The sequence below is a fragment of the Caballeronia sp. Lep1P3 genome (genome assembly GCF_022879595.1).
Lineage (GTDB): Bacteria > Pseudomonadota > Gammaproteobacteria > Burkholderiales > Burkholderiaceae > Caballeronia.
Genome location: NZ_CP084265.1, coordinates 2,712,589 through 2,733,803 on the forward strand (window position 1 = coordinate 2,712,589; position 21,215 = coordinate 2,733,803).

Annotated in this window: 23 protein-coding genes and 1 other RNA gene; 14 read left to right on the forward strand and 10 right to left on the reverse strand. The window is 65.0% G+C overall.

Annotated elements, in window-relative coordinates; translation table 11 throughout:
- Positions 1 to 9 precede the first annotated feature (9 nt).
- The 12 genes from LDZ27_RS12675 to LDZ27_RS12730 all read left to right on the forward strand — a co-directional run bounded on the left by LDZ27_RS12675 (position 10) and on the right by LDZ27_RS12730 (position 12,361).
- The gene (locus LDZ27_RS12675; protein ID WP_244814420.1) at positions 10 to 330 is read left to right on the forward strand and encodes an NAD(P) transhydrogenase subunit alpha; all 321 of its coding nucleotides are present in this window, start codon (positions 10 to 12) and stop codon (positions 328 to 330) included.
- Positions 330 to 1,772: an NAD(P)(+) transhydrogenase (Re/Si-specific) subunit beta gene (locus LDZ27_RS12680; RefSeq protein WP_244814421.1), complete on the forward strand. Its 1,443-nt coding sequence runs from the start codon at positions 330 to 332 to the stop codon at positions 1,770 to 1,772. The genes LDZ27_RS12675 and LDZ27_RS12680 overlap by 1 nt, the downstream gene beginning before the upstream one ends.
- 152 nt (positions 1,773 to 1,924) lie before the next feature.
- Positions 1,925 to 3,232: a class I SAM-dependent RNA methyltransferase gene (locus LDZ27_RS12685; RefSeq protein WP_244814422.1), complete on the forward strand. Its 1,308-nt coding sequence runs from the start codon at positions 1,925 to 1,927 to the stop codon at positions 3,230 to 3,232.
- Between the two features lie 87 nt (positions 3,233 to 3,319).
- Entirely contained in the window at positions 3,320 to 4,717 is a 1,398-nt protein-coding gene (locus LDZ27_RS12690; RefSeq protein WP_244814423.1) for an aminopeptidase P N-terminal domain-containing protein, read from the forward strand.
- A gap of 11 nt (positions 4,718 to 4,728) precedes the next feature.
- Positions 4,729 to 5,928, forward strand: coding sequence for a UbiH/UbiF/VisC/COQ6 family ubiquinone biosynthesis hydroxylase (locus tag LDZ27_RS12695; protein ID WP_244814424.1), 1,200 nt, complete (start codon positions 4,729 to 4,731; stop codon positions 5,926 to 5,928).
- 191 nt (positions 5,929 to 6,119) lie between these two features.
- Positions 6,120 to 7,211, forward strand: a complete 1,092-nt coding sequence (gene dusB / locus LDZ27_RS12700) for a tRNA dihydrouridine synthase DusB (RefSeq protein ID WP_244814425.1) — start codon at positions 6,120 to 6,122, stop codon at positions 7,209 to 7,211.
- Positions 7,208 to 7,441 carry a Fis family transcriptional regulator gene (locus LDZ27_RS12705; protein WP_008351548.1) on the forward strand — a complete coding sequence of 78 codons (234 nt, stop codon included), beginning with the start codon at positions 7,208 to 7,210 and terminating at the stop codon, positions 7,439 to 7,441. Before dusB ends, LDZ27_RS12705 begins: the two co-directional genes overlap by 4 nt.
- Positions 7,442 to 7,505: 64 nt before the next feature.
- Positions 7,506 to 9,071: a bifunctional phosphoribosylaminoimidazolecarboxamide formyltransferase/IMP cyclohydrolase gene (purH, locus tag LDZ27_RS12710; RefSeq protein WP_244814426.1), complete on the forward strand. Its 1,566-nt coding sequence runs from the start codon at positions 7,506 to 7,508 to the stop codon at positions 9,069 to 9,071.
- An 88-nt stretch (positions 9,072 to 9,159) separates the two neighbouring features.
- Complete coding sequence (ruvC, locus tag LDZ27_RS12715) at positions 9,160 to 9,702, forward strand: crossover junction endodeoxyribonuclease RuvC (RefSeq protein ID WP_244814427.1); 543 nt, start codon at positions 9,160 to 9,162, stop codon at positions 9,700 to 9,702.
- A gap of 24 nt (positions 9,703 to 9,726) precedes the next feature.
- Positions 9,727 to 10,308 (forward strand): Holliday junction branch migration protein RuvA, encoded by a 582-nt coding sequence (gene ruvA / locus LDZ27_RS12720; RefSeq protein ID WP_244814428.1) that lies wholly within the window; start codon positions 9,727 to 9,729, stop codon positions 10,306 to 10,308.
- A gap of 88 nt (positions 10,309 to 10,396) precedes the next feature.
- Positions 10,397 to 11,458 carry a Holliday junction branch migration DNA helicase RuvB gene (gene ruvB / locus LDZ27_RS12725; protein ID WP_244814429.1) on the forward strand — a complete coding sequence of 354 codons (1,062 nt, stop codon included), beginning with the start codon at positions 10,397 to 10,399 and terminating at the stop codon, positions 11,456 to 11,458.
- 3 nt (positions 11,459 to 11,461) lie between these two features.
- The gene (locus LDZ27_RS12730; protein ID WP_244814430.1) at positions 11,462 to 12,361 is read left to right on the forward strand and encodes an oxygenase MpaB family protein; all 900 of its coding nucleotides are present in this window, start codon (positions 11,462 to 11,464) and stop codon (positions 12,359 to 12,361) included.
- On the opposite strand, the gene LDZ27_RS12735 is transcribed toward LDZ27_RS12730, so the two are convergent.
- Genes LDZ27_RS12735 through tyrS form a run of 3 tightly spaced genes read right to left on the reverse strand, consistent with a single transcriptional unit; the run spans position 12,358 to position 14,730 of the window.
- A complete protein-coding gene (locus LDZ27_RS12735) occupies positions 12,358 to 13,005 on the reverse strand; it encodes a histidine phosphatase family protein (protein ID WP_244814431.1) in 648 nt (215 codons plus the stop codon). The genes LDZ27_RS12730 and LDZ27_RS12735 overlap by 4 nt on opposite strands.
- 13 nt (positions 13,006 to 13,018) lie before the next feature.
- On the reverse strand, positions 13,019 to 13,477 hold the full coding sequence (dtd, locus tag LDZ27_RS12740) for a D-aminoacyl-tRNA deacylase (protein ID WP_244814432.1): 459 nt from the start codon (positions 13,475 to 13,477) through the stop codon (positions 13,019 to 13,021).
- A complete protein-coding gene (gene tyrS / locus LDZ27_RS12745) occupies positions 13,474 to 14,730 on the reverse strand; it encodes a tyrosine--tRNA ligase (protein ID WP_244814433.1) in 1,257 nt (418 codons plus the stop codon). Before tyrS ends, dtd begins: the two co-directional genes overlap by 4 nt.
- A 294-nt stretch (positions 14,731 to 15,024) precedes the next feature.
- Here tyrS and LDZ27_RS12750 point away from each other — a divergent pair, with 294 nt between their 5' ends.
- Positions 15,025 to 16,116 (forward strand): anhydro-N-acetylmuramic acid kinase, encoded by a 1,092-nt coding sequence (locus LDZ27_RS12750; protein ID WP_244816142.1) that lies wholly within the window; start codon positions 15,025 to 15,027, stop codon positions 16,114 to 16,116.
- A gap of 51 nt (positions 16,117 to 16,167) precedes the next feature.
- Here the strand turns inward: LDZ27_RS12750 and erpA are convergent, their stop codons facing one another.
- The 4 genes from erpA to LDZ27_RS12770 form a co-directional block, all read right to left on the reverse strand.
- On the reverse strand, positions 16,168 to 16,533 hold the full coding sequence (gene erpA / locus LDZ27_RS12755; RefSeq protein ID WP_244814434.1) for an iron-sulfur cluster insertion protein ErpA: 366 nt from the start codon (positions 16,531 to 16,533) through the stop codon (positions 16,168 to 16,170).
- Positions 16,534 to 16,736: 203 nt separating this feature from the next.
- Positions 16,737 to 17,129, reverse strand: a complete 393-nt coding sequence (gene rpsI, locus LDZ27_RS12760) for a 30S ribosomal protein S9 (RefSeq protein WP_035497678.1) — start codon at positions 17,127 to 17,129, stop codon at positions 16,737 to 16,739.
- A gap of 11 nt (positions 17,130 to 17,140) precedes the next feature.
- The gene (rplM, locus tag LDZ27_RS12765; protein ID WP_244814435.1) at positions 17,141 to 17,569 is read right to left on the reverse strand and encodes a 50S ribosomal protein L13; all 429 of its coding nucleotides are present in this window, start codon (positions 17,567 to 17,569) and stop codon (positions 17,141 to 17,143) included.
- Positions 17,514 to 17,915 carry a hypothetical protein gene (locus tag LDZ27_RS12770; RefSeq protein WP_244814436.1) on the reverse strand — a complete coding sequence of 134 codons (402 nt, stop codon included), beginning with the start codon at positions 17,913 to 17,915 and terminating at the stop codon, positions 17,514 to 17,516. Before LDZ27_RS12770 ends, rplM begins: the two co-directional genes overlap by 56 nt.
- Positions 17,916 to 18,193: 278 nt before the next feature.
- Between LDZ27_RS12770 and LDZ27_RS12775 the strand changes: the two genes are divergently transcribed.
- Complete coding sequence (locus LDZ27_RS12775; RefSeq protein ID WP_244814437.1) at positions 18,194 to 18,616, forward strand: OsmC family protein; 423 nt, start codon at positions 18,194 to 18,196, stop codon at positions 18,614 to 18,616.
- Positions 18,617 to 18,674: 58 nt separating this feature from the next.
- Here the strand turns inward: LDZ27_RS12775 and rnpB are convergent.
- From rnpB to pyrC, 3 genes are all read right to left on the reverse strand, one after another.
- An RNA gene (gene rnpB / locus LDZ27_RS12780) (RNase P RNA component class A) lies at positions 18,675 to 19,087 on the reverse strand.
- Positions 19,088 to 19,099: 12 nt separating this feature from the next.
- On the reverse strand, positions 19,100 to 19,927 hold the full coding sequence (locus LDZ27_RS12785; RefSeq protein ID WP_244814438.1) for a DUF3025 domain-containing protein: 828 nt from the start codon (positions 19,925 to 19,927) through the stop codon (positions 19,100 to 19,102).
- A 29-nt stretch (positions 19,928 to 19,956) separates the two neighbouring features.
- The gene (gene pyrC / locus LDZ27_RS12790; RefSeq protein WP_244814439.1) at positions 19,957 to 21,048 is read right to left on the reverse strand and encodes a dihydroorotase; all 1,092 of its coding nucleotides are present in this window, start codon (positions 21,046 to 21,048) and stop codon (positions 19,957 to 19,959) included.
- Between the last annotated feature and the right edge of the window lie 167 nt (positions 21,049 to 21,215).

The window sequence follows — 21,215 nt, forward strand, 5'->3', positions numbered from 1 at the left end:
GAGAGAAACATGGACGTCATCAACCATACGGTGATCAACCTCATCATCTTCGTGCTGGCGATCTACGTCGGCTATCACGTCGTCTGGAACGTGACGCCCGCGCTGCACACGCCGCTCATGGCCGTCACGAACGCGATCTCCGCGATCGTGATCGTCGGCGCGATGCTCGCGGTGGGCCTGACGGTCGGCGGCGCGGGCAAGTTCTTCGGCACGCTCGCCGTCCTGCTCGCCGCGGTGAACGTGTTCGGCGGCTTTCTCGTCACGCGGCGCATGCTCGAAATGTTCAAGAAAAAAGAGCCGAAGAAGCTCGCCAGCAAGGAGGTCGCGTAATGAGCATGAACGTCGTCACGCTTCTGTACCTGATTGCGTCGGTCTGCTTCATACAGGCGCTGAAGGGCCTGTCGAATCCGAAAACCGCGCGCATCGGCAATACGTTCGGCATGGCCGGTATGGCCATCGCCATTCTCACGACGCTCGCCCTCATCGCGAAGCAGGCGGCTTATCTCGGCTCGAACCTTTCGCTCGGCTTGACGCTGCTGTTCGCGGCGCTCGTGATCGGCGGCGGCGCGGGCGCGTATATCGCGGCGAAAGTCGAGATGACGAAGATGCCGGAACTCGTCGCCGCGATGCACTCGCTGATCGGTCTCGCGGCGGTGTGCATCGCGTATGGCGTGGTGTCCGAGCCGTCCGCGTTCGGGCTCGCCGCGCCGGGCGACCCGATTCCCTACGGCAATCGCGTGGAGTTGTTCATCGGCACGTTCGTCGGCGCGATTACGTTCTCGGGATCGGTCATCGCGTTCGGCAAGCTCTCGGGCAAGTACAAGTTCCGGCTCTTTCAGGGCGCGCCGGTCGTGTACTCGGGGCAGCATCTGATCAACCTGCTGCTCGCCGTCGCGATGATCGGCTTCGGCGTCATCTTCATGATGACGCAGTCGTGGCTGCCGTTCGTCGTGATGACGCTGATCGCGTTCGCGCTCGGCGTGCTCATCATCATTCCGATCGGCGGCGCGGACATGCCGGTGGTGGTCTCGATGCTCAACTCGTATTCGGGCTGGGCGGCGGCGGGCATCGGCTTTTCGCTCAACAATCCGATGCTGATCATCGCGGGATCGCTCGTCGGTTCGTCCGGCGCGATTCTGTCGTACATCATGTGCCGCGCGATGAATCGCTCGTTCTTCAACGTGATTCTCGGCGGCTTCGGCGGCGAGGCGGGCGGCGCGACGGCGGGCGGCGCGCAGGAGCAGCGCCCGGTGAAATCCGGTTCCGCCGACGATGCCGCCTTCATGCTCGGCAACGCGGAGAGCGTGGTGATCGTGCCGGGTTACGGGCTTGCCGTGGCGCGCGCGCAGCATGCGCTGAAGGAGCTGACGGACAAGCTGGTGGAAAAAGGCATCGACGTGCGATACGCGATTCACCCGGTCGCCGGACGCATGCCGGGGCACATGAACGTCCTTCTGGCCGAAGCGGAAGTGCCTTATGAGATGGTGCAGGAGATGGAGGACATCAACAGCGAGTTCGGCCAGACGGACGTGGTGCTCGTGCTCGGCGCGAACGATGTCGTGAATCCCGCCGCGAAGACGGACCCGAAATCGCCGATCGCGGGCATGCCGATTCTGGAGGCGTACAAGGCGCGGACGATCATCGTGAACAAGCGGTCGATGGCGGCGGGTTATGCCGGCCTCGATAACGAACTGTTCTATATGGACAAGACGATGATGGTTTTTGGGGATGCGAAGAAGGTCGTCGAGGAGATGATGAAGGCGGTGGAGTAGCGGCTGGTTGCGGCGTGACGGAGTGGGGTCGCGCTGCTTCCTGATGCTTTTGCGGAAACCGTTCGCGGGCCGGCGGACCGTTCTCCGTCATGCGGCGTCGCCGGCGAGCCGCCCCGCGTACAATACCGCCTTTGAACCCCGCAGAATCCCTCATGTCCTCGCCCCTCTTCGACTGGTTTGCCCCCTGCCCGCGCGGTCTCGAAGCGCCGCTCGCCGCCGAACTTGCCGAGATCGGAGAACGTCACGTCAGCACCGCGCCGCTGTCGGGCAGCGGACCGCTCGCCGTCGGCGCGCAAGTGCCAGGCGGCGTGCACTTTCGCGGCGGCTGGGTGGCGGGCATGGCCGCGAACCTGCATTCGCGCATCGCGAGCCGCGTGCTGCTGAAAGTCGCGCAGGGGCAATATCGCAACGAGCACGACATCTACGAACTGACGCATCGGCAGCGCTGGGAACAGTGGTTCACGCCGAGCCAGACGATGCGCGTCGACCTCACCGCGATCAAGTCGCCGGTCAAGAGCCTCGAATTCACGACGCTGCGCATCAAAGACGCCGTCTGCGACCGCCTGCGCGATCTGAGCGGCGCGCGTCCGAGCATCGACACCGCGCAACCGGACGTGCGCATCTTCGCGTTCCTCACGATGAACGAGTGCACGCTCTACCTCGATACCTCCGGCGAACCGCTTTTCAAGCGCGGCTGGCGGCTCGACAAGGGCGCCGCTCCACTGCGCGAGAATCTCGCGGCGGGCATTCTGCGTCTTACCGGCTGGACGCCCGGCACGCCGCTTTTCGATCCGATGTGCGGCAGCGGCACGTTCCTCGCCGAAGCCGCGCAGACCGCGCTCGGCATCGCGCCGGGCAGCGAGCGGCGCTTCGGCTTCGAGAAGCTGAAGCCGTTTCATCCGGGCATGTGGCAAAAGCTCAAGACGGCGGCGACCGAAGCGCGCCGCGCCGCACGCGCAAGCGCCGCGTCGCTCGACATCTTCGGCAGCGACATCTCCGGCGACATGCTGGACAAGGCCCGCGCCAATCTGAGCCGCGCCGGGGTTCCGGACCTCGCGCTCAAGCAGGTCGACGCCCGCAACATGACGCCGCCCACCGACGCGCCCGGCATTCTCGTGGCGAATCCTCCGTATGGCGAGCGCATCGAAGTGCGCGGACGCGGCCCGCGCGGTGAAATTCGCGACACGCCCCGCTCGCGTCGCGACGAAGAAGAAGACGCCTTCGCCCGCGCGCAGCCCGATCCCGCCGATATCGAGTTCTTCGTCTCGTTCGGCAATGCGCTCAAGCAGCGCTTCCCCGGCTGGCGCGCCTACGTCCTCACTTCCGACCGCAAGCTGCCCGGCATGCTGCGGCTGCGCGAATCGACGAAAACGCCGCTTTTCAACGGCGCGCTCGAATGCCGCTTGTTTCGCTTCGACCTGATTTCGGGCAGCGTGCGCAACCGCCCGGAACAGTCGTGACCCCAGTATGCACGGTGCGCTGACGCGAAAGGAGTAGGCCGAATGGCCTATACGCGCCGCTCGCGGGCCGGCGCTACAATCGGGCGCATGAACTTCCTCTCCGAACTCGCCAGCCCCATCGCCGTCGATGTCTATCGCAACCGCCGTGAGCGCGTGCTCGCGGCGTTGCGCGCGCAAGGCGGCGGCGTCGCCATTGTCTCGACGGCGCCCGAAGTCATGCGCAACCGCGACACGGACTATCCGTTTCGCCACGACAGCTACTTCTATTACCTGACAGGCTTCACCGAACCCGAGGCGACGCTCGTGCTGAACGCGAACGCGCGTGACGGCGAGCCCGCGTCCATCCTGTTCTGCCGTGAGAAGAACGCGGAGCGGGAGACGTGGGAAGGCTTTCGCTTCGGCCCCGAAGCCGCGCGCGACGCGTTCGGTCTCGACGCCGCGCATCCGATTGCCGCGCTCGACGAGCAGGTGCCCCGCCTGATCGCGGATCAGCCTGCGCTCTTCTACTCGCTCGGAACGTCGGCCGAAATCGACGCGCAGGTGCGCGGCTGGCTCGCCGCCGTGCGCGCGCAGGGGCGCAGCGGCGTGCGCGCGCCGTCGAAGGCGCTGCATCTGCTGCCGATCATCGACGAGATGCGGCTCGTGAAAGATGCACACGAAGTCGCAATCATGCGGCGCGCCGCGTCTATCTCGGCGGAGGCGCATCTGCGGGCGATGCGCGCGTGCCGCCCCGGCATGCGCGAGTACGAGATCGAAGCCGAGCTGCTGTACACGTTTCGCCGCCACGGCGCGCAAGCGCCCGCGTACGGCTCGATCGTCGCGGCGGGCGCGAATGCGTGCGTGCTGCATTACCCGGCCGGCAACGCGATTGCGCGCGACGGCGACCTCATCCTGATCGACGCCGCGTGCGAACTCGACGGCTACGCGTCCGACATCACGCGCACCTTCCCCGCAAGCGGCCGCTTCACGCCGGCGCAGCGCGAGCTGTACGACATCGTCCTCGCGGCGCAGGCCGCCGCCATCGGCGCCACGCGCGCCGGCGCGAGCTTCGACGCGCCGCATCAGGCAGCGGTCAAGGTGCTGTCGCAAGGCTTGCTCGACACCGGCATCATCGACAAGACGAAGGTCGGCAGCGTCGACGACGTCATCGCCGAGCGCGCGTACATGCGCTTTTACATGCACCGCACAGGCCACTGGATCGGCATGGACGTGCACGATGCCGGCGAATACCGCGAGGCGGACGGCCCGCGCGACGAAGAAGGCGCGCGGCCGTGGCGTAGGCTCGCGGCGGGCAACATGCTCACCGTGGAGCCGGGTCTGTACGTGCGCGCCGCCGAAGACGTGCCCGAGCGCTATTGGAACATCGGCATTCGCATCGAGGACGATGCGCTCGTCACCGCAACCGGCTGCGAACTGCTCACGCGCGAAGTGCCGGTTGCCGCCGACGAAATCGAAGCGCTGATGCGCGAATCCGCCAGCAACTGAATGACCACGACATGAGCGACGCGATCACACAACCGCATTTCGACTACGACATCGCCATCGTCGGCGCCGGCCCGGTCGGGCTCGCGCTCGCGGGTTGGCTCGCGCGGCGCAGCGCGACCTCGCGGCTGTCCATCGCGCTCATCGACGCGCGCACGCCCGAAGCCGCCGCCAACGATCCGCGTTCGCTCGCCCTCTCGCACGGCAGCCGCGTCATGCTTCAGCCGCTCGGCTTTCCCGCCGATGCCACGCCGATCCGCCGCATCCACGTTTCGCAGCGCGGGCATTTCGGCCGCACGTTGATCGAGCACGACGAGCACGATGTGCCGGAACTGGGCTATGTCGTGCGCTATGGGTCGCTCGTCGCCGCGCTCGCGAATGCGGTGCGCACGACCAAGGTCGACTGGCTCACGGACACATCGGCGCTGCCGCCGCTCCAGGACAACGAAGGCGTGAGCCTGCCGCTGCAATCCGCGAGCGGCGAGCGCACGATCCGCGCGCGCGTGCTCGTGAACGCGGAAGGCGGGCTGTATCAGCAAGGCGCGCGCGAAGCGGTCGTTTCCAGCGAGCGGCGCGCGCGCGATTACGGGCAAACGGCGATCGTCGGGACCGTGAGCGTGTCCGATCCGCAAGCGCATGTCGCGTGGGAGCGTTTCACGAGCGAAGGCCCGATTGCGCTTTTGCCGTGCGGCGGCCAGCGTCACGCGGACTATTCGCTCGTCTGGTGCGGCTCGCCGGAAGAAGCCGCGCGGCGCATGCAGCTCGCCGACGACGCGTTCCTCGCGGAGCTGGGCGTCGCGTTCGGCACGCGCATGGGACGCTTCACGCGCATCGCGGGGCGCGCGGCGTTTCCGCTCGGCCTCACCGCGCTGAACGCGCTGGTGGACCGGCGCACGGTCGCCATCGGCAATGCGGCGCAGACGCTGCATCCGGTTGCGGGCCAGGGTCTGAACCTCGGGCTGCGCGACGCACAGGCGCTTTGCGACGCGCTTTCCGCCGACGGCGCGCGGCCGCTCGCGCTCGCGCACTTCGCCGAGCGCCGCGCGCTGGACCGGCGGCTCACCATCGGCGCGACCGACACGCTCGCGCGCATCTTCACGGTCGATGCAGGCCCGCTCGCCGCGATGCGCGGTCTCGCGCTGACCGCGCTCGAATTCCTTCCGCCCGTCAAGACCGCGCTCGCGCGGCAGATGATGTTCGGGCAGCGTCGCTGAAGGCACTTATCCTCTATGAAGGCCCCGGCTTTCATAGAAGATTTAAACACTTGCACGCGATTGCTCTTAATTTCAGCACGCGCTTAGCGTTAAAATACGCGTTTCCCTTCTGCATCCTTGCATCTGTCTGACGCGAACGCGCACGTGCGGCATCGGTCCGCCATCGTTCGCCAGCACGGTGCCCAAGCCTCATGCCCACCATCGGTTCTCACGTTCTGCGCAATAACCTGTTCGTCGCTCCGATGGCAGGTGTCACCGACCGGCCGTTCCGCCAGCTTTGCAAACGCATGGGCGCGGGCTACGCGGTGTCGGAGATGGTGGCGTCGAACGCGCAGTTGTGGAAAAGCGAGAAGACGATGCGCCGAGCGAACCACGCGGGCGAGGTCGAACCGATTGCCGTGCAGATTGCCGGCGCCGATCCGCAGATGCTCGCGGAAGCCGCGCGCCACAACGTCGCGAACGGCGCGCAGATCATCGACATCAACATGGGCTGCCCGGCGAAGAAAGTGTGCAACGTCGCGGCGGGTTCGGCGCTTCTGCAGAACGAACCGCTCGTCGCGCGCATCGTCGAGGCCGTGGTGCAGGCGGTCGGCGTCGGACCGGACGCGGTGCCCGTCACGCTCAAGATCCGCACCGGGTGGAATCGCGAGAACAAGAACGCGCTGACCATCGCCCGCATCGCGCAAGACGCCGGCATCGCCATGCTCACCGTTCATGGCCGCACGCGCGCCGATCTCTACAAGGGCGACGCCGAATACGAGACCATCGCGGCCGTCAAGGCGTCGGTGAAGATTCCGGTCGTGGCGAACGGCGACATCGCGACGCCCGAAAAGGCGCGCGACGTGCTCGCCGCCACGCTCGCCGACGCCATCATGATCGGCCGCGCGGCGCAGGGCCGTCCGTGGCTCTTCCGCGAGATCGAGCACTTCCTCGCGACGGGCGAGCGCATGCCGCCGCCGCGCATCGACGAGATTCAACAGGTGATGAACGAGCACCTCGAAGACCACTACGCGTTCTACGGGGAATTCACCGGCGTTCGGACTGCGCGCAAGCACATCGGCTGGTACACTCGCGGCCTTTCCGGGGCCAACGCCTTCCGGCACCGGATGAATACGCTCGACACGACCAAAGAACAATTGTTCGCTGTCAATGAATTCTTCGACGCGCAAAAGGCGCTGTCAGACCGCCTCGTCTATGTCGACGAAGCCGCGGACGCCGGCGAAGCGGTCGAGGAAGAATCGTGCGGCGGACAACACAACACAGACCGACTAATTGCCGCATGAGCAGACATAACATCGAACAATGCGTCCGCCAGAGCCTGGATAACTATTTCCAGGACCTGGACGGCTCCAACCCGCACGACGTGTACGACATGGTGATCTCGTGCGTCGAAAAACCGATGCTCGAAGTGGTGCTGGAACAGGCCGGCGGCAACCAGTCGCTCGCGGCGGAATATCTGGGCATCAACCGCAACACGCTTCGCAAGAAACTCCAGCAGCACGGATTGATTTGATTCATCGGACGCAAGGCGCGCGCCTTGGTCCGGCCTGGTTATCCTTTCTGGTTCAGTGTTCATCATGATCAAGCAAGCGCTCATCTCCGTTTCCGACAAATCCGGCATCGTCGATTTCGCGAAATCGCTGTCGGATCTCGGCGTCAGGATTCTCTCGACCGGCGGCACGGCGAAACTGCTCGCCGACGCGGGCCTGCCCGTTACCGAGGTGGCCGACTACACCGGCTTTCCGGAAATGCTCGATGGGCGCGTGAAGACGCTGCACCCGAAGGTTCACGGCGGCATTCTCGCGCGCCGCGACGTGCCCGAGCACATGGCGGCGCTTGAACAGCACGGCATTCCGACCATCGATTTGCTGGTCGTCAATCTGTATCCGTTCGTTCAGACGGTGTCGAAGGAAGAATGCTCGCTCGAAGACGCCATCGAGAACATCGACATCGGCGGTCCCACGATGCTGCGCTCGGCTGCGAAGAATCATCGCGACGTGACGGTGATTGTCGATCCCGCCGACTACGCCGCCGTGCTCGACGAAATGCGCGCGAACGGCAACAGCGTCGGCTACAAGACGAGCTTCCGCCTCGCCACGAAGGTTTTCGCGCACACCGCGCAATATGACGGCGCGATCACGAACTATCTGACGAGCCTCACCGAACAACTTCAGCACAGCGAGCGCAACACCTATCCGGCAACCTTCAATCTCGCGTTCGAGAAGGTGCAGGACCTGCGCTACGGCGAGAATCCGCATCAGAGCGCGGCGTTCTACCGCGATCTTTCCGTGCCCGCCGGCGCGCTCGCCAATTACGAGCAGTTGCAGGGCAAGGAACTCTCGTACAACAACATCGCGGATTCGGACGCCGCCTGGGAATGCGTGAAGACCTTCGACGCGCCGGCCTGCGTCATCATCAAGCACGCGAATCCGTGCGGCGTGGCGATCGGCGCGAATGCGCACGAAGCGTATTCGAAGGCATTTCAGACCGACCCGACTTCCGCGTTCGGCGGCATCATCGCGTTCAATCGCGAAGTGGACGAAGCGGCGGCGCAGGCCGTGGCGAAGCAGTTCGTCGAAGTGCTGATCGCGCCTTCGTTCAGCGAAGCGGCGCGCGCGGTCTTCGCGGCGAAGCAGAACGTGCGTCTTTTGCAGATTGCGCTCGGGGATGGCCACAACGCGTTCGACCTGAAGCGCGTCGGCGGCGGGCTGCTGGTTCAATCGCTCGATTCGAAGAACGTGCAGCCGCATGAACTTCGCGTCGTGACGAAGCGCCATCCGACGCCGAAGGAAATGGACGATCTGATGTTCGCGTGGCGCGTGGCGAAGTACGTGAAGTCGAACGCGATCGTGTTCTGCGGCGGCGGCATGACGCTCGGCGTCGGCGCGGGCCAGATGAGCCGCGTGGATTCGGCGCGCATCGCGGGCATCAAGGCGCAAAACGCGGGGCTGTCGCTGAACGGCTCGGCGGTGGCATCGGACGCGTTCTTCCCGTTCCGCGACGGCCTCGATGTCGTCGTGAACGCGGGGGCAACGTGCGTCATTCAGCCGGGCGGCTCCATGCGCGACGACGAAGTGGTCGCCGCCGCGGACGAGCATAACGTCGCGATGATTCTCACCGGCACGCGCCACTTCCGCCATTAACATCGCCCGCTTCATTTACTATTGGCCTGTTTGCGCCGGGACTGGCGCAGACAGGCCATTTTGATTTCACGAGCCGCATCGCGAACGAATGAGAATCCTAGGCATCGACCCCGGCCTGCGCGTGACCGGCTTCGGCATCATCGACATGGCGGGGCACTCGCTCAATTACGTGACGAGCGGCGTCATCAAGACGGCCGACGCCGATTTGCCTTCGCGTCTGAACACCATCTTCGACGGCATCTCCACGCTGATTCGCCAGCACAACCCCGATCAGGCGGCGATCGAGAAAGTCTTCGTCAACGTCAATCCGCAGTCCACGCTTCTGCTCGGCCAGGCGCGCGGCGCGGCCATTTGCGGACTCGTCGCGAGCGGCGTGCCGGTTGCCGAATACACCGCGCTGCAACTGAAGCAGGCGGTCGTCGGCTACGGACGCGCGACGAAAGAGCAGATGCAGCAGATGGTCGTGCGCCTGCTCAATCTCTCGGGCGTTCCCGGCACCGACGCCGCCGACGCGCTCGGCATGGCGATCTGTCACGCGCATGGCGGCACCGGCCTCGCGACTCTGGGCGGCATCGCGCCGTCGCTCGCGAAGAAAGGCTTGCGTGTAAGGCGCGGGCGTCTGATCGGCTAATTCTTTCACCCACACAAAGCAAACATGATTGGTCGCATCGCCGGCGTTCTGCTGGAAAAAAATCCGCCGCACTTGCTCGTCGATTGCAATGGCGTCGGCTATGAAATCGACGTGCCGATGAGCACGTTCTACAACCTGCCGAATGCCGGCGAAAAGGTCGTGCTGCTCACGCAGATGATCGTGCGCGAGGACGCGCATCTGCTCTACGGCTTTCTCACGTCGCAGGAACGCGCGACGTTTCGCGAGTTGTTAAAGATCAGCGGCATCGGCGCGCGCATGGCGTTGGCCGTGCTCTCCGGCATGAGCGTGCAGGAACTCGCGCAGACCGTGACGACGCAGGACAGCGCGCGGCTCACGCGCGTGCCGGGCATCGGCAAGAAAACGGCCGAGCGGCTTCTGCTCGAACTGAAAGGCAAGCTCGGCGCCGATCTCGGCGCGATGGCGAGCGCGGCTTCCCAGTCCGACCACGCATCCGACATTCTCAACGCGCTGCTCGCGCTCGGCTATTCCGAGAAGGAAGCGCTCGCCGCCATCAAGAACGTGCCGGCCGGAAGCGGCGTGTCCGAGGGCATCAAGCTCGCGTTGAAGGCGCTTTCGAAGGCCTGAAGCGCGATCTTCGCAGACGCTTCGAGCGGCCCGCCACTAGGCCGTTCGGCCAGGTTCGTTGCGGGAAGGCACGCTGTACAATCGACCCATGATCGAAACCGACAAACTCGCCGCCGAACGCATCATTTCGGCCACGCCCGTCTCGCCGAACGAAGAAGCGTTCGAGCGCGCGCTGCGCCCGCGCCAGCTCGACGAATACGTCGGCCAGGAAAAGGTGCGCGGCCAGCTCGAAATCTTCATCGAAGCGGCCAAGCGCCGCTCCGAAGCGCTCGATCACGTCTTGCTCTTCGGTCCGCCCGGTCTCGGCAAGACGACGCTCGCGCATATCATCGCGCGTGAAATGGGCGTCAATCTGCGGCAGACGTCGGGGCCGGTGCTGGAGCGCGCGGGCGACCTCGCCGCGCTCCTCACTAATCTCGAAGCGAACGACGTGCTCTTCATCGACGAGATTCATCGGCTCTCGCCGGTCGTCGAGGAAATTCTGTATCCGGCGCTCGAGGATTATCAGATCGACATCATGATCGGCGAAGGGCCGGCCGCGCGCAGCGTCAAGCTGGACCTTCAGCCGTTCACGCTCGTCGGCGCGACCACGCGCGCGGGCATGCTGACCAATCCGCTGCGCGACCGCTTCGGCATCGTGTCGCGGCTCGAGTTCTACAACGCGAACGAACTCGCGCGCATCGTGTCGCGGTCGGCCTCGCTGCTGAAGGCGGACATCGTGCCCGAAGGCGCGCTGGAAATCGCGCGGCGCTCGCGCGGCACGCCGCGTATCGCGAACCGGCTGCTGCGACGCGTGCGCGATTACGCCGAAGTGAAGGCGAACGGCAGCATCACCGCCGAAGTCGCGGATGCTGCGCTCAAGATGCTCGACGTCGATCCGGTCGGCTTCGATCTCATGGACCGCAAGCTGCTCGAAGCCATCCTCAACAAGTTCGACGGCGGGCCCGTCGGCGTGGACAATCTCGCGGCGGCAATCGGCGAGGAGCGCGACACCATCGAGGACGTGCTCGAACCGTATCTCATCCAGCAAGGCTATTTGCAGCGCACGCCGCGCGGCCGCGTCGCAACGCTCCTCACGTACCGGCATTTCGGCATCGCCGCGCCGGACGGTGGCCCGATCCGCGATCTCTGGGACGCGAACAACGGCTAGCGCATGTCGGATCAGGCAACGTTGGTTACGCGGATGCGGTCGTCGATTGCGCGCGGGATTACGAGTCTCACGACCGGCAGCGGCCCGACGCTCGACTATTCGTCGCCGCCGGGCGATCCCGGTCTCTTCGGCCCGCAGACCGTCTGCTGGAAAGTCCACGCCGATTTCACGTCGATGATGACGGGCGGCATTAGCGCGCTCCTGCTGCAAACGCTGCATCCGCTGGCGCTCGCCGGCGTCTGGGATCATTCGAGTTTTCGCTCCGATATTCTCGGCCGTCTGCGTCGCACGGCGACTTTCGTTGCGGGCACGACGTTCGGCAATCGACACGATGCGCTCGCGCTGATCGAGCGCGTGAAGCGCATCCATCTGAACGTGACGGGGACCGCGCCCGATGGCCGCCCGTATCGCGCGGACGATCCCGACCTGCTGACCTGGGTGCACGTGGCGGAAGTGACGAGCTTCCTGCAGGGCTACTTGCGCTACGTGAATCCGGCGCTGTCGGAGGCGGATCAGGACCGCTATTTCGAAGAAACCGAGACCATCGCCCGCTTGCTCGGCGCGCGCGACGTGCCCGCCACGCGCGCGCAGATCCAAACGTATCTGGATGCCATGCGTCCGCTGCTGCACGCGAGCGAGCGCACGCAGGAAGTCATTCGCGTGCTGAAGAACGCGCCGACGCCAAGCGTCGCGATGAAGCCGGCGAGCAAGCTGGTGTTCAGCGCAGGCGTCGATCTGCTTCCCGACTGGGCTCAAGAGATGCTCGGGTTGTCCGCGCTTGCGCCTCTGCGACGGACGATTGCGCGCCCCGGCGTGCGCGCGATGGCGCCTGTGATTCGCTGGGCGCTCGTCAACGGCATCGCGAAACGCGCGCGGCTGCGCGTCGCGGCAAAGAAAGACTAGGCCGGCTTGCGCAAGCCGTCGTCGCTGGTATCGGTCGCGAGATGCGAGACGTCGCCCCAGGACACGACGCTCGCCGCCGCGCCATCGTAATCGACCACATTGATGCTGCAGTTGAGCAGCGGCCAGTTGCGCGGCTCGTGAAGCGACAGCTTCATCGCGAACCGGTAAATGCAGTCCAGCACGCCGCCGTGCGCCACGCACGCAATGCGTCCACCCGGATGCGCCGCGACGATCGGCTCCATCGCGTGCACCACGCGGTGATAAAAGACGCGCTGCGATTCGCCGCCGGGCGGCGCGAAACCGGGGTCGCGCGTCTGCCATTCGACATATTCGGCGGGAAATTTCTCGCTGATCTCGTCGCTGTCGTGGCCCTGAAACGCGCCGTACTGACGCTCGCGCAAGCCTTCGGACAAGCGCAGGTCAAGCCCGAGTGCGTCGGCGAAAGGCTGCGCCGTCTGCTGGGCGCGTAAAAGGTCGCTCGAATAGGCGGCGTCGAGCCGCCCTTCCCGCGCGACACGCGCGCCGAGTTGTTCCGCCTGCAACATGCCATGTTCCGAGAGCGGAATATCGACATGCCCCTGAATGCGCTTGATGCGGTTCCAGTCGGTTTCGCCGTGCCGGATGAACAGGACTTGCGTCGTCATAGGAGAAGTGTGTTCAGGGCCGTATTTGCAGCCAGAAGGTGACGGGGCCGTCGTTGACGAGCGACACCTGCATGTCGGCGCCGAATTCGCCTGTCTCGACGACCGAATGCTTCGCCCGCGCCTCGCGCACGAAGTAATCGAAAAGCCGCTTGCCTTCGTCGGGCGGCGCGGCGGGCGTGAAACTCGGACGCAAGCCGCTCGACGTATCGGCGGCGAGCGTGAATTGCGACACCAGCAGCACGCCGCCCGCGCGTCCGGCGCCGTCGATGTTCTGCACCGACAGGTTCATCTTGCCGGCGGGGTCGCTGAACACCCGATACGCGAGCATCTTCGCGAGCAGCTTGTCGGCGGCGGCCTCGGTGTCGCCGCGTTCGGCGCAGACGAGCGCGAGCAGGCCGGCATCGATCGCGCCGGTCACGCGCTCGCCGACGCGCACGTCCGCGCGCCGCACGCGCTGGATCAGCGCGATCATGCCGTCAGCGTCACGCGCGCGAAGCGGCGCTTGCCGACCTGCACGACGAACTCGCCCGGCTCGACCTTGAGCGCCTTGTCGGAAACGGTGGCGCCGTCGATCTTCACGCCGCCCTGCTCGATATTGCGCAGCGCTTCGCTCGTCGACGGCACGAGGCCCGCCTGCTTGAGCATCTGACCGATCGCGAGCGGCGCGCCCGCGAGCGTGACCGTCGGAATGTCGTCGGGCACGCCGCCCTTCGCGCGATGGTTGAAGTCCTCGAGCGCGCGCTGGGCATCCGCCGGCGAATGAAAGCGCGCGACGATTTCCTGCGCGAGCATCACCTTGAAGTCGCGCGGATTGCGCCCGCCCTCCGCTTCCTGCCTGAAACGCGCGATCTCCTCGATGCTGCGGAACGACAGCAGCTCGAAGTAACGCCACATCAGCGTGTCGGAAATGCTCATCAGCTTGCCGAACATGTCGGTCGGCTTCTCGCTGATGCCGACGTAGTTGTTCTTCGACTTCGACATCTTGTCGACGCCGTCGAGCCCTTCGAGCAGCGGCATCGTGAGAATGCACTGCTGTTCCTGCCCGTACTGCTTCTGCAATTCGCGGCCGACGAGCAGGTTGAACTTCTGGTCCGTGCCGCCGAGTTCGAGATCAGCGTTGAGCGCGACGGAGTCGTAGCCCTGCATCAACGGGTACAGGAATTCATGAATCGAGATCGGCACGCCGCCCTGGAAGCGCTTGGTGAAATCCTCGCGTTCGAGAATGCGCGCGACCGTATAGCGGGACGCGAGCTTGATCATGCCGTCCGCGCCGAGCGGCATCGACCATTCGCTGTTGTAGCGAATTTCGGTCTTTTCGCGGTCGAGCACGAGCGCAGCCTGCTCGAAGTACGTCCTCGCGTTGTTCTCGATCTGCTCGCGCGTGAGCGGCGGGCGCGTGGCGTTGCGGCCGGACGGATCGCCGATGAGCGATGTGAAATCGCCGATCAGGAAGATGACCTGATGCCCGAGGTCCTGCAACTGGCGCATCTTGTTCAGCACGACCGTATGGCCGATGTGAATGTCCGGCGCGGTCGGATCGAGCCCGAGCTTGATGCGCAGCGGCTTGCCGGTGGCGGCGCTCCTCGCGAGCTTCTGCGCGAACTCGTCTTCGATCAGCAGTTCGTCGCAGCCGCGCTTGGCGACGGCGAGCGCGGCGCGCACGTCGTCGGTGATCGGCAGGGCCTGGGTCGAGGGCGCGGAAGAGGCGTTGGAGTCTGTCGTCATGCTTGCGGCTTTTGAGGTGAGATGAGTGCCATCGCGGACGAAGCCCGGCGGCGAACGCGTGGAGAAAAACGCGCGCAATGGCCTGTTCAGGCTCAGGATTTTACGCGAGGAAGGCCGCTTCGGTGCCGTTTGGCGGCATTCGGGCGAACTTCGGCGCGGTAACGCATCTTAACGATTCAACCGGATGCGCGGATAATCGCGGCTTGACGCAGGAGCATCGACGAGGAGAAGCGCGTGGGGAAAAAAGCCGAAGCAATCGAAACCGGCAAGGCGGACGGCGTCTACTTCGGCCTGATGTCGGGCACGAGCATGGACGGCGTGGATGGCGTGGCGGTGCAGTTCACGACAGGCAAGCCGCCCGTCGTGCTCGGCGAGGCGCACGTTTCCTTCTCGCAAGGACTTCGCGACGCGCTCTTCGCGCTGCAAGCCCCCGGCGACAACGAACTCGAGCGCGAGGCGCTGGCCGGCAATGCGCTCGCCACGCGCTACGCCGTGTGCTGTCACGAACTGCAGAGCATGAGCGGCTACTCGTCGACGAAGGTGCGCGCGATCGGCGTGCATGGGCAGACGGTGCGGCATCGGCCGGAAAAGGGCTACACGCGGCAGATCAACAATCCGGCGCTGCTCGCCGAAATGACGAATATCGACGTGATCGCCGATTTTCGCAGCCGCGACGTCGCGGCGGGCGGCCAAGGCGCGCCGCTCGTGCCGGCCTTTCATGCGACGATTTTCGGCGCGAAGAACGAGACGCGCGTCGTCTGCAATCTGGGCGGCATCAGCAATATCACGATCCTCGCGGCGACCGGCGCGGTGCGCGGCTTCGATTGCGGTCCGGCGAACGCGCTCATCGACGAGTGGGCGCATCGGCATCTGCAGCGTGCTTACGACGATGGCGGCCAGTTCGCGGCGCAAGGTCAGGTGAATCGGCCGCTGCTGAACGCGCTCCTCGACGAGCCGTTCTTCGCCGAGCCGCCGCCCAAGAGCACCGGCCGCGATCTCTTCAATCCCGCCTGGCTCGACGCGAAGCTCGCGCCTTTCGCCGCCCTCGCCCCCGCCGACGTCCAGGCGACGCTGACCGCGCTCACCGCAACGACGGTCGCGCGCGAAATCGCGCGCCACGCATCGGACGCGCGCGCGGTCTATGTCTGCGGCGGCGGCGCGCGCAATCCGGTGCTGATGAAGATGCTGCAGCAGGCACTCGACGAAACCGGCGTCTCCCGTGTGCCCGTGACGACGACGGATGCGCTCGGCGTGCCGCCGCAGCAAGTGGAGGCGTTCGCGTTCGCGTGGCTCGCGATGCGCTGCGTCGCGCGGGAGCCGGGCAATCTCGCCGCGGTGACGGGCGCGGCGGGCGAACGCGTACTGGGCGCGATTTATCCGCGCTAGAAAGCAAAACGGAGCCCGAAGGCTCCGCTGTCGCTTGGCGTTGCGCCGTACTCAGACCGAGAACGAGGAACCGCAACCGCAAGTCGTCGTGGCGTTCGGATTCTTGATCACGAACTGCGCGCCGTTGATATCGTCCTTGTAGTCGATCTCCGCGCCGACGAGATACTGGTAGCTCATCGAGTCGATCAGCAGTTGCACGCCGCTCTTGTCCATCACGGTGTCGTCTTCGTTGACCTCTTCGTCGAACGTGAAACCGTACTGGAAACCCGAGCATCCGCCGCCTTGCACGAACACGCGCAGCTTCAGATCCGGATTGCCCTCTTCGTCGATCAATTGCTTGACCTTCTCCGCGGCGGCGTCGGTGAAGACGAACGGCATCGGCATTTCGGTCGTGGGGGTGTCGCTGACAGCGCTCATTGAACTCTCCAATTTAGCTTCTAGCCGCTATTGTAGGGCTGATCTCAAAATCGTGCCGAATGCCCATGAAATCAAGAGGCTATATGCAAATTCGACTGATTCGGACGAATAGGCGGCAATAGAAAAAGCCGCCGGCACCTTGCAGTGCGGGCGGCTTTCGAAGCAGCTTCGCCAGGACTTCCCCCGGCGAAACGCGAAAGCGATTAACGCTTCGAGAATTGCTTCCTGCGGCGTGCCTTGTGGAAGCCGACCTTCTTACGTTCCACTTCACGCGCGTCGCGGGTGACGAAGCCCGCGTTCGACAGCTGCGACTTGAGCGTTGCGTCGTAGTCCATCAGCGCGCGGGTGATGCCGTGGCGAACCGCGCCTGCCTGACCCGTTTCGCCGCCGCCATTCACGTTGACCTTGATGTCGAACGTGGTGCCGTGGTTCGTGAGTTCCAGCGGTTGACGCACGATCATCAGCGACGTTTCGCGCGAGAAATAGTCGGCGATGGGCTTGCCATTGACGATGATCTCGCCCTTGCCCGACTTGATGAAGACACGAGCGACGGCGCTCTTGCGGCGGCCCGTACCGTAGTTCCAGTTACCGATCATGTGGGCTCCCCTTAGATCTCGAGCGACTTCGGCTGCTGTGCCGTGTGCGGATGCGTGGCTTCAGCGTAGACCTTCAGCTTCTTGATCATCGCGTAGCCGAGCGGGCCCTTCGGCAGCATGCCCTTGACAGCCTTCTCGAGCGCGCGGCCCGGGAAGCGCTCTTGCATCTTGCCGAACGTCGTTTCATAGATGCCGCCCGGATAGCCCGAGTGACGATAGTACTTCTTGTCCGTGGTCTTGTTGCCCGTGACCTTCAGCTTGCCGGCATTGACGATGATGATGTAATCACCGGTGTCGACGTGCGGAGTAAATTCAGGCTTGTGCTTGCCGCGAAGACGGCGTGCCACTTCGCTGGCGACACGGCCGAGAACCTTATCCGTCGCGTCAATCACGTACCATTCGCGCGTCACCTCTTCGGCTTTTGCGGAAAACGTCTTCATGATCGATCCAAAAATGAAATGCCCTTGTGCTTTGACCTTGTTCGGCCCTGCTTATAAGTGCGCTCGACGGCGCGTGCAGGCTCTCACAGGCTTCTCTTCGCGGGCTTGTGGCAAAGAGAACTGCAAAGTATAACGGGAAATTGCCCGATGCGTCAAAGGGTTGCATCACTTCGCGCAGGGTTGCCGCGTACCGGGCGGCAAAGGCGAAAAAAAACCCGAGCGCTTCTAGGCTCGGGTTCAATCCACCATAGGAGGAGGTGGAGGAGACACGGTAGATTCGTCGAACTACGACAACCAATGGGCCGAGTATAGGCACGGCCATGCTGCGAAGCAAGAAGATTTGCATCGTGGGAAGTCGTTTCGCATCGCGCAATGAGCCTGTGGCGCGACGTCGGGGAGACTTTTCTTTCGAATCAATCGTTTAAGGCGCGTCGGACTTGCGCGACGAACATATCGGCGAGTCGAGATGCTTCGTCAAAGCTAGATCGAATGCAGCGCGAGCTGCGCGCCGACGTTCCCCAGCCGTCCGTCAACCCGTAAATGCGCGGACCGCGCGCAGCTTGCGAAGACCCAACCGGCTACAATCGATAGTTCGTATAAGTGCCGATCGGCTGGAGCATGAGCATGGAATGCAAAGTTAGCTGGATGGGACAGGACGGCATGGCCTTCGCCGCCGAAACGGGCAGCGGTCACATCGTCGCCATGGACGGCGCGCCGGAAGGCGGCGGCCGCAATTTGGCGCCGCGTCCGATGGAAATGGTCCTGCTCGGCACGGGCGGCTGCACCGCCTACGACGTCGTGATGATCCTGAAGAAGAGCCGCCAGGACATCGAAGACTGCTCGGTCACGCTCAAGGCCGAACGCGCGAGCGAAGACCCGAAAGTGTTCACGAAGATCCACTTTCACTTCACCGTCACCGGCAAGAACCTGAACCCGGCAACGGTCGAGCGCGCGATCAACCTGTCGCACGACAAGTACTGCTCGGCGTCGATCATGCTTGCGAAGACGGCCGAACTCACGCATTCGTTCGATATCGTCGAGCGCTGAGCGCATCGCAATGAAAAAAGCCGGCGTCACGCATGACGCCGGCTTTTCTTTTGATCGATGACAAAGCGGGCCGATAAGCCGGATTCTGTGCACGCGCCGCCCAAAGGCGAACGCGCGTGGCAGCCATTCCTCTAGGCGCGCCATTGCTGACGCGCTCGAGCTTCCTACCCGCAGGCGAACGGGGGCCCCGTCCTGCATCCGAAGATGCGCGCCTGCCTATTTGGAATTGCTCCGGGTGGAGGTTACCGTGCCGGCACGTCTCGCGACGGCCGCGGTGCGCTCTTACCGCACCGTTTCACCCTTACCTGATCTTCAGACTCGCGCCCGAAGCCATCGGCGGTTTGCTTTCTGTTGCCCTGTTCCGCGTGTTGCCACGGATGGCCGTTAGCCATCACCCTGCCCTGTGGAGTCCGGACTTTCCTCGCCCCCGGCGCCCTGAAGCGCCAGAGCCGCGACTGCCTGGCCCGCTTTGCGGCGACGATTCTAGCACGCGCCTTCCGCGCTCCCCGCGACGCGCCGCCCCGCGCGGAACACGGACGTGTCGTCGTAGAACGCGGCGTCGGCGTTCGCATCGCACCAGCCGGGCACGCCGAGCACGGGCAGCGGCGCGAACGCGCGGCTCGCGAGCGGCGTCGCGATGACGCTTTGGCAGACGAGATCGTCGAGCGTCGCGCGGCGAGCTTCGTCGTCGAGCGAAAAATAGGCGGCGGGCACCTCCACGATCCATGCGTGCCCGGTGCACGCCTTGTACGGCGCGACGAGCTTTTCCAGCAGCGCATGGCCGAAGATGCGCGCCTCGCAGCGCGTGCCCCACGACGCCCGGCCGTCGACGAACAGCGCGCGCCAGTCGAAGCGGCGCAGGGCATCCGCGAGCGACGCATCCGCGCAGGCGAACAGCACCGCGTTTTCGTCGAAGAGCGTGAGCGCGTCGCGCACGCCGCCGCGCGTCGGACCGATGCCGAGCGCATCGATCTGATCGGCCTGACGCGCGTTCAGTGCCGCCTTGATGCGCGGATACGCGAACCACATCAGCCCGTTGAAGAAATCGTGCAGATTGTGGCGCGTCGGCACGCGGCCCGTGCGCGCGATATGCGCTTCGTAGGATTCGCCTTCCGGCAGCGCTTCCTGCGCGATGAACGCGAGCCGCTCCCCGCGTCCGGTGACGAGCGCCGCTTCGCTCGCGTCGGCGTTCAGTCGCGTCAGATAGCGCGCGGAGCCGTCGAGCGCCGCCGCTTGCCAACGCGCGCCGCGCGACGCGATCGGCCGAAGCCACGGCTGCGTCCAGTCAATTTCGCCGAATTCATCATGCAAGTTGCAAAGCGCCGGTTGCCGCACTCGACTCACGCCGCGTCGACGAACCGCCAGCCGATCGTCTCACCGCCTCGCAGCGGGACGATGCCGGTATCGCCGGCGCTGAACTCGGCGGGCAGCGTCCACGATGCGCGCTCGAGCGTCACCTTTTCCTCGCTGCGCGGCAGGCCGTAGAAGTCCGCGCCGTGAAAGCTCGCGAAACCTTCCAGCTTGTCGAGCGCGCCGGCCTTGTCGAAGGCTTCGGCGTACAACTCCAGCGCGTGCAGCGCGGTATAGCAGCCGGCGCAGCCGCACGCGTGCTCCTTCAAACCCTTCGGATGCGGCGCACTGTCGGTGCCGAGGAAGAAGCGCGAATTGCCCGACGTCGCCGCCTCGACGAGCGCCACGCGATGCGTCTCGCGCTTGAGCACCGGCAAGCAGTAGCAATGCGGCCGGATGCCGCCGACGAGAATCGCGTTGCGGTTGTACAGCAGGTGATGCGCGGTGATCGTCGCGCCGATCGCGCCTTGCGCGTCGCGCACGTACTCGGCGGCGTCCTTCGTCGTGATGTGCTCGAACACGATCTTGAGTTCAAGGAAATCGCGGCGCAGCGGTGTCATCACACGGTCGATGAACACCTTTTCGCGGTCGAACACGTCGATGTCGCTGTCCGTCACTTCGCCGTGCGTCAGCAAGGGCATGCCGACTTCCTGCATCGCTTCCAGCGTTTTCGCGCACTTGCCGAGCAGATCCGTCACGCCCGCGTCGGAATTGGTCGTCGCGCCCGCCGGATACAGCTTCACGCCATGCACGAAGCCGCTCTCCCGCGCGCGGCGAATTTCGTCCGGCGGCGTGTTGTCGGTGAGATAGAGCGTCATCAGCGGTTCGAAGCGCGCGCCGGGACCGTCCTTCGGGCGCGCGGCCAGAATCCGCTCGCGGTAGGCCGCGGCCATGTCCGTCGTCGTGACGGGCGGCTTCAGGTTCGGCATGATGATCGCGCGCCCGAACTGACGCGCCGTGTGCGGCAGGACGGCGGTGAGCGTCGCGCCGTCGCGCACATGCAGATGCCAGTCGTCTGGGCGCGCTAGGGTGAGCGTGGCGGGCGTCGTGGGCGAATGAGTCGATGCGGTGGTAGCGGACATGGCGTGATGACGGCGAGGACGTTGAACGAGAAAGCGGACTGCAAGCAAGGCGCGGGCGCTTCGGGCTTCAGACCGGAAAAAACCGCCGTGGAAAATGCACAACGCGCGCTCGCGGTGCGCGCCCTTCGATTTTTTCGGGCGGGTGCCGGTGATATGCTTGTCGGACG

What these genes read in the sequence shown, in the direction of transcription:
- LDZ27_RS12675 (WP_244814420.1), top strand. Translation starts at nt 10, where the DNA reads ATGGACGTCATCAACCATACGGTGATCAACCTCATCATCTTCGTGCTG.
- LDZ27_RS12680 (WP_244814421.1), top strand. Translation starts at nt 330, where the DNA reads ATGAGCATGAACGTCGTCACGCTTCTGTACCTGATTGCGTCGGTCTGC.
- LDZ27_RS12685 (WP_244814422.1), top strand. Translation starts at nt 1,925, where the DNA reads ATGTCCTCGCCCCTCTTCGACTGGTTTGCCCCCTGCCCGCGCGGTCTC.
- LDZ27_RS12690 (WP_244814423.1), top strand. Translation starts at nt 3,320, where the DNA reads ATGAACTTCCTCTCCGAACTCGCCAGCCCCATCGCCGTCGATGTCTAT.
- LDZ27_RS12695 (WP_244814424.1), top strand. Translation starts at nt 4,729, where the DNA reads ATGAGCGACGCGATCACACAACCGCATTTCGACTACGACATCGCCATC.
- dusB (WP_244814425.1), top strand. Translation starts at nt 6,120, where the DNA reads ATGCCCACCATCGGTTCTCACGTTCTGCGCAATAACCTGTTCGTCGCT.
- LDZ27_RS12705 (WP_008351548.1), top strand. Translation starts at nt 7,208, where the DNA reads ATGAGCAGACATAACATCGAACAATGCGTCCGCCAGAGCCTGGATAAC.
- purH (WP_244814426.1), top strand. Translation starts at nt 7,506, where the DNA reads ATGATCAAGCAAGCGCTCATCTCCGTTTCCGACAAATCCGGCATCGTC.
- ruvC (WP_244814427.1), top strand. Translation starts at nt 9,160, where the DNA reads ATGAGAATCCTAGGCATCGACCCCGGCCTGCGCGTGACCGGCTTCGGC.
- ruvA (WP_244814428.1), top strand. Translation starts at nt 9,727, where the DNA reads ATGATTGGTCGCATCGCCGGCGTTCTGCTGGAAAAAAATCCGCCGCAC.
- ruvB (WP_244814429.1), top strand. Translation starts at nt 10,397, where the DNA reads ATGATCGAAACCGACAAACTCGCCGCCGAACGCATCATTTCGGCCACG.
- LDZ27_RS12730 (WP_244814430.1), top strand. Translation starts at nt 11,462, where the DNA reads ATGTCGGATCAGGCAACGTTGGTTACGCGGATGCGGTCGTCGATTGCG.
- LDZ27_RS12735 (WP_244814431.1), bottom strand. Translation starts at nt 13,005, where the DNA reads ATGACGACGCAAGTCCTGTTCATCCGGCACGGCGAAACCGACTGGAAC.
- dtd (WP_244814432.1), bottom strand. Translation starts at nt 13,477, where the DNA reads ATGATCGCGCTGATCCAGCGCGTGCGGCGCGCGGACGTGCGCGTCGGC.
- tyrS (WP_244814433.1), bottom strand. Translation starts at nt 14,730, where the DNA reads ATGACGACAGACTCCAACGCCTCTTCCGCGCCCTCGACCCAGGCCCTG.
- LDZ27_RS12750 (WP_244816142.1), top strand. Translation starts at nt 15,025, where the DNA reads ATGTCGGGCACGAGCATGGACGGCGTGGATGGCGTGGCGGTGCAGTTC.
- erpA (WP_244814434.1), bottom strand. Translation starts at nt 16,533, where the DNA reads ATGAGCGCTGTCAGCGACACCCCCACGACCGAAATGCCGATGCCGTTC.
- rpsI (WP_035497678.1), bottom strand. Translation starts at nt 17,129, where the DNA reads ATGATCGGTAACTGGAACTACGGTACGGGCCGCCGCAAGAGCGCCGTC.
- rplM (WP_244814435.1), bottom strand. Translation starts at nt 17,569, where the DNA reads ATGAAGACGTTTTCCGCAAAAGCCGAAGAGGTGACGCGCGAATGGTAC.
- LDZ27_RS12770 (WP_244814436.1), bottom strand. Translation starts at nt 17,915, where the DNA reads ATGCAAATCTTCTTGCTTCGCAGCATGGCCGTGCCTATACTCGGCCCA.
- LDZ27_RS12775 (WP_244814437.1), top strand. Translation starts at nt 18,194, where the DNA reads ATGGAATGCAAAGTTAGCTGGATGGGACAGGACGGCATGGCCTTCGCC.
- pyrC (WP_244814439.1), bottom strand. Translation starts at nt 21,048, where the DNA reads ATGTCCGCTACCACCGCATCGACTCATTCGCCCACGACGCCCGCCACG.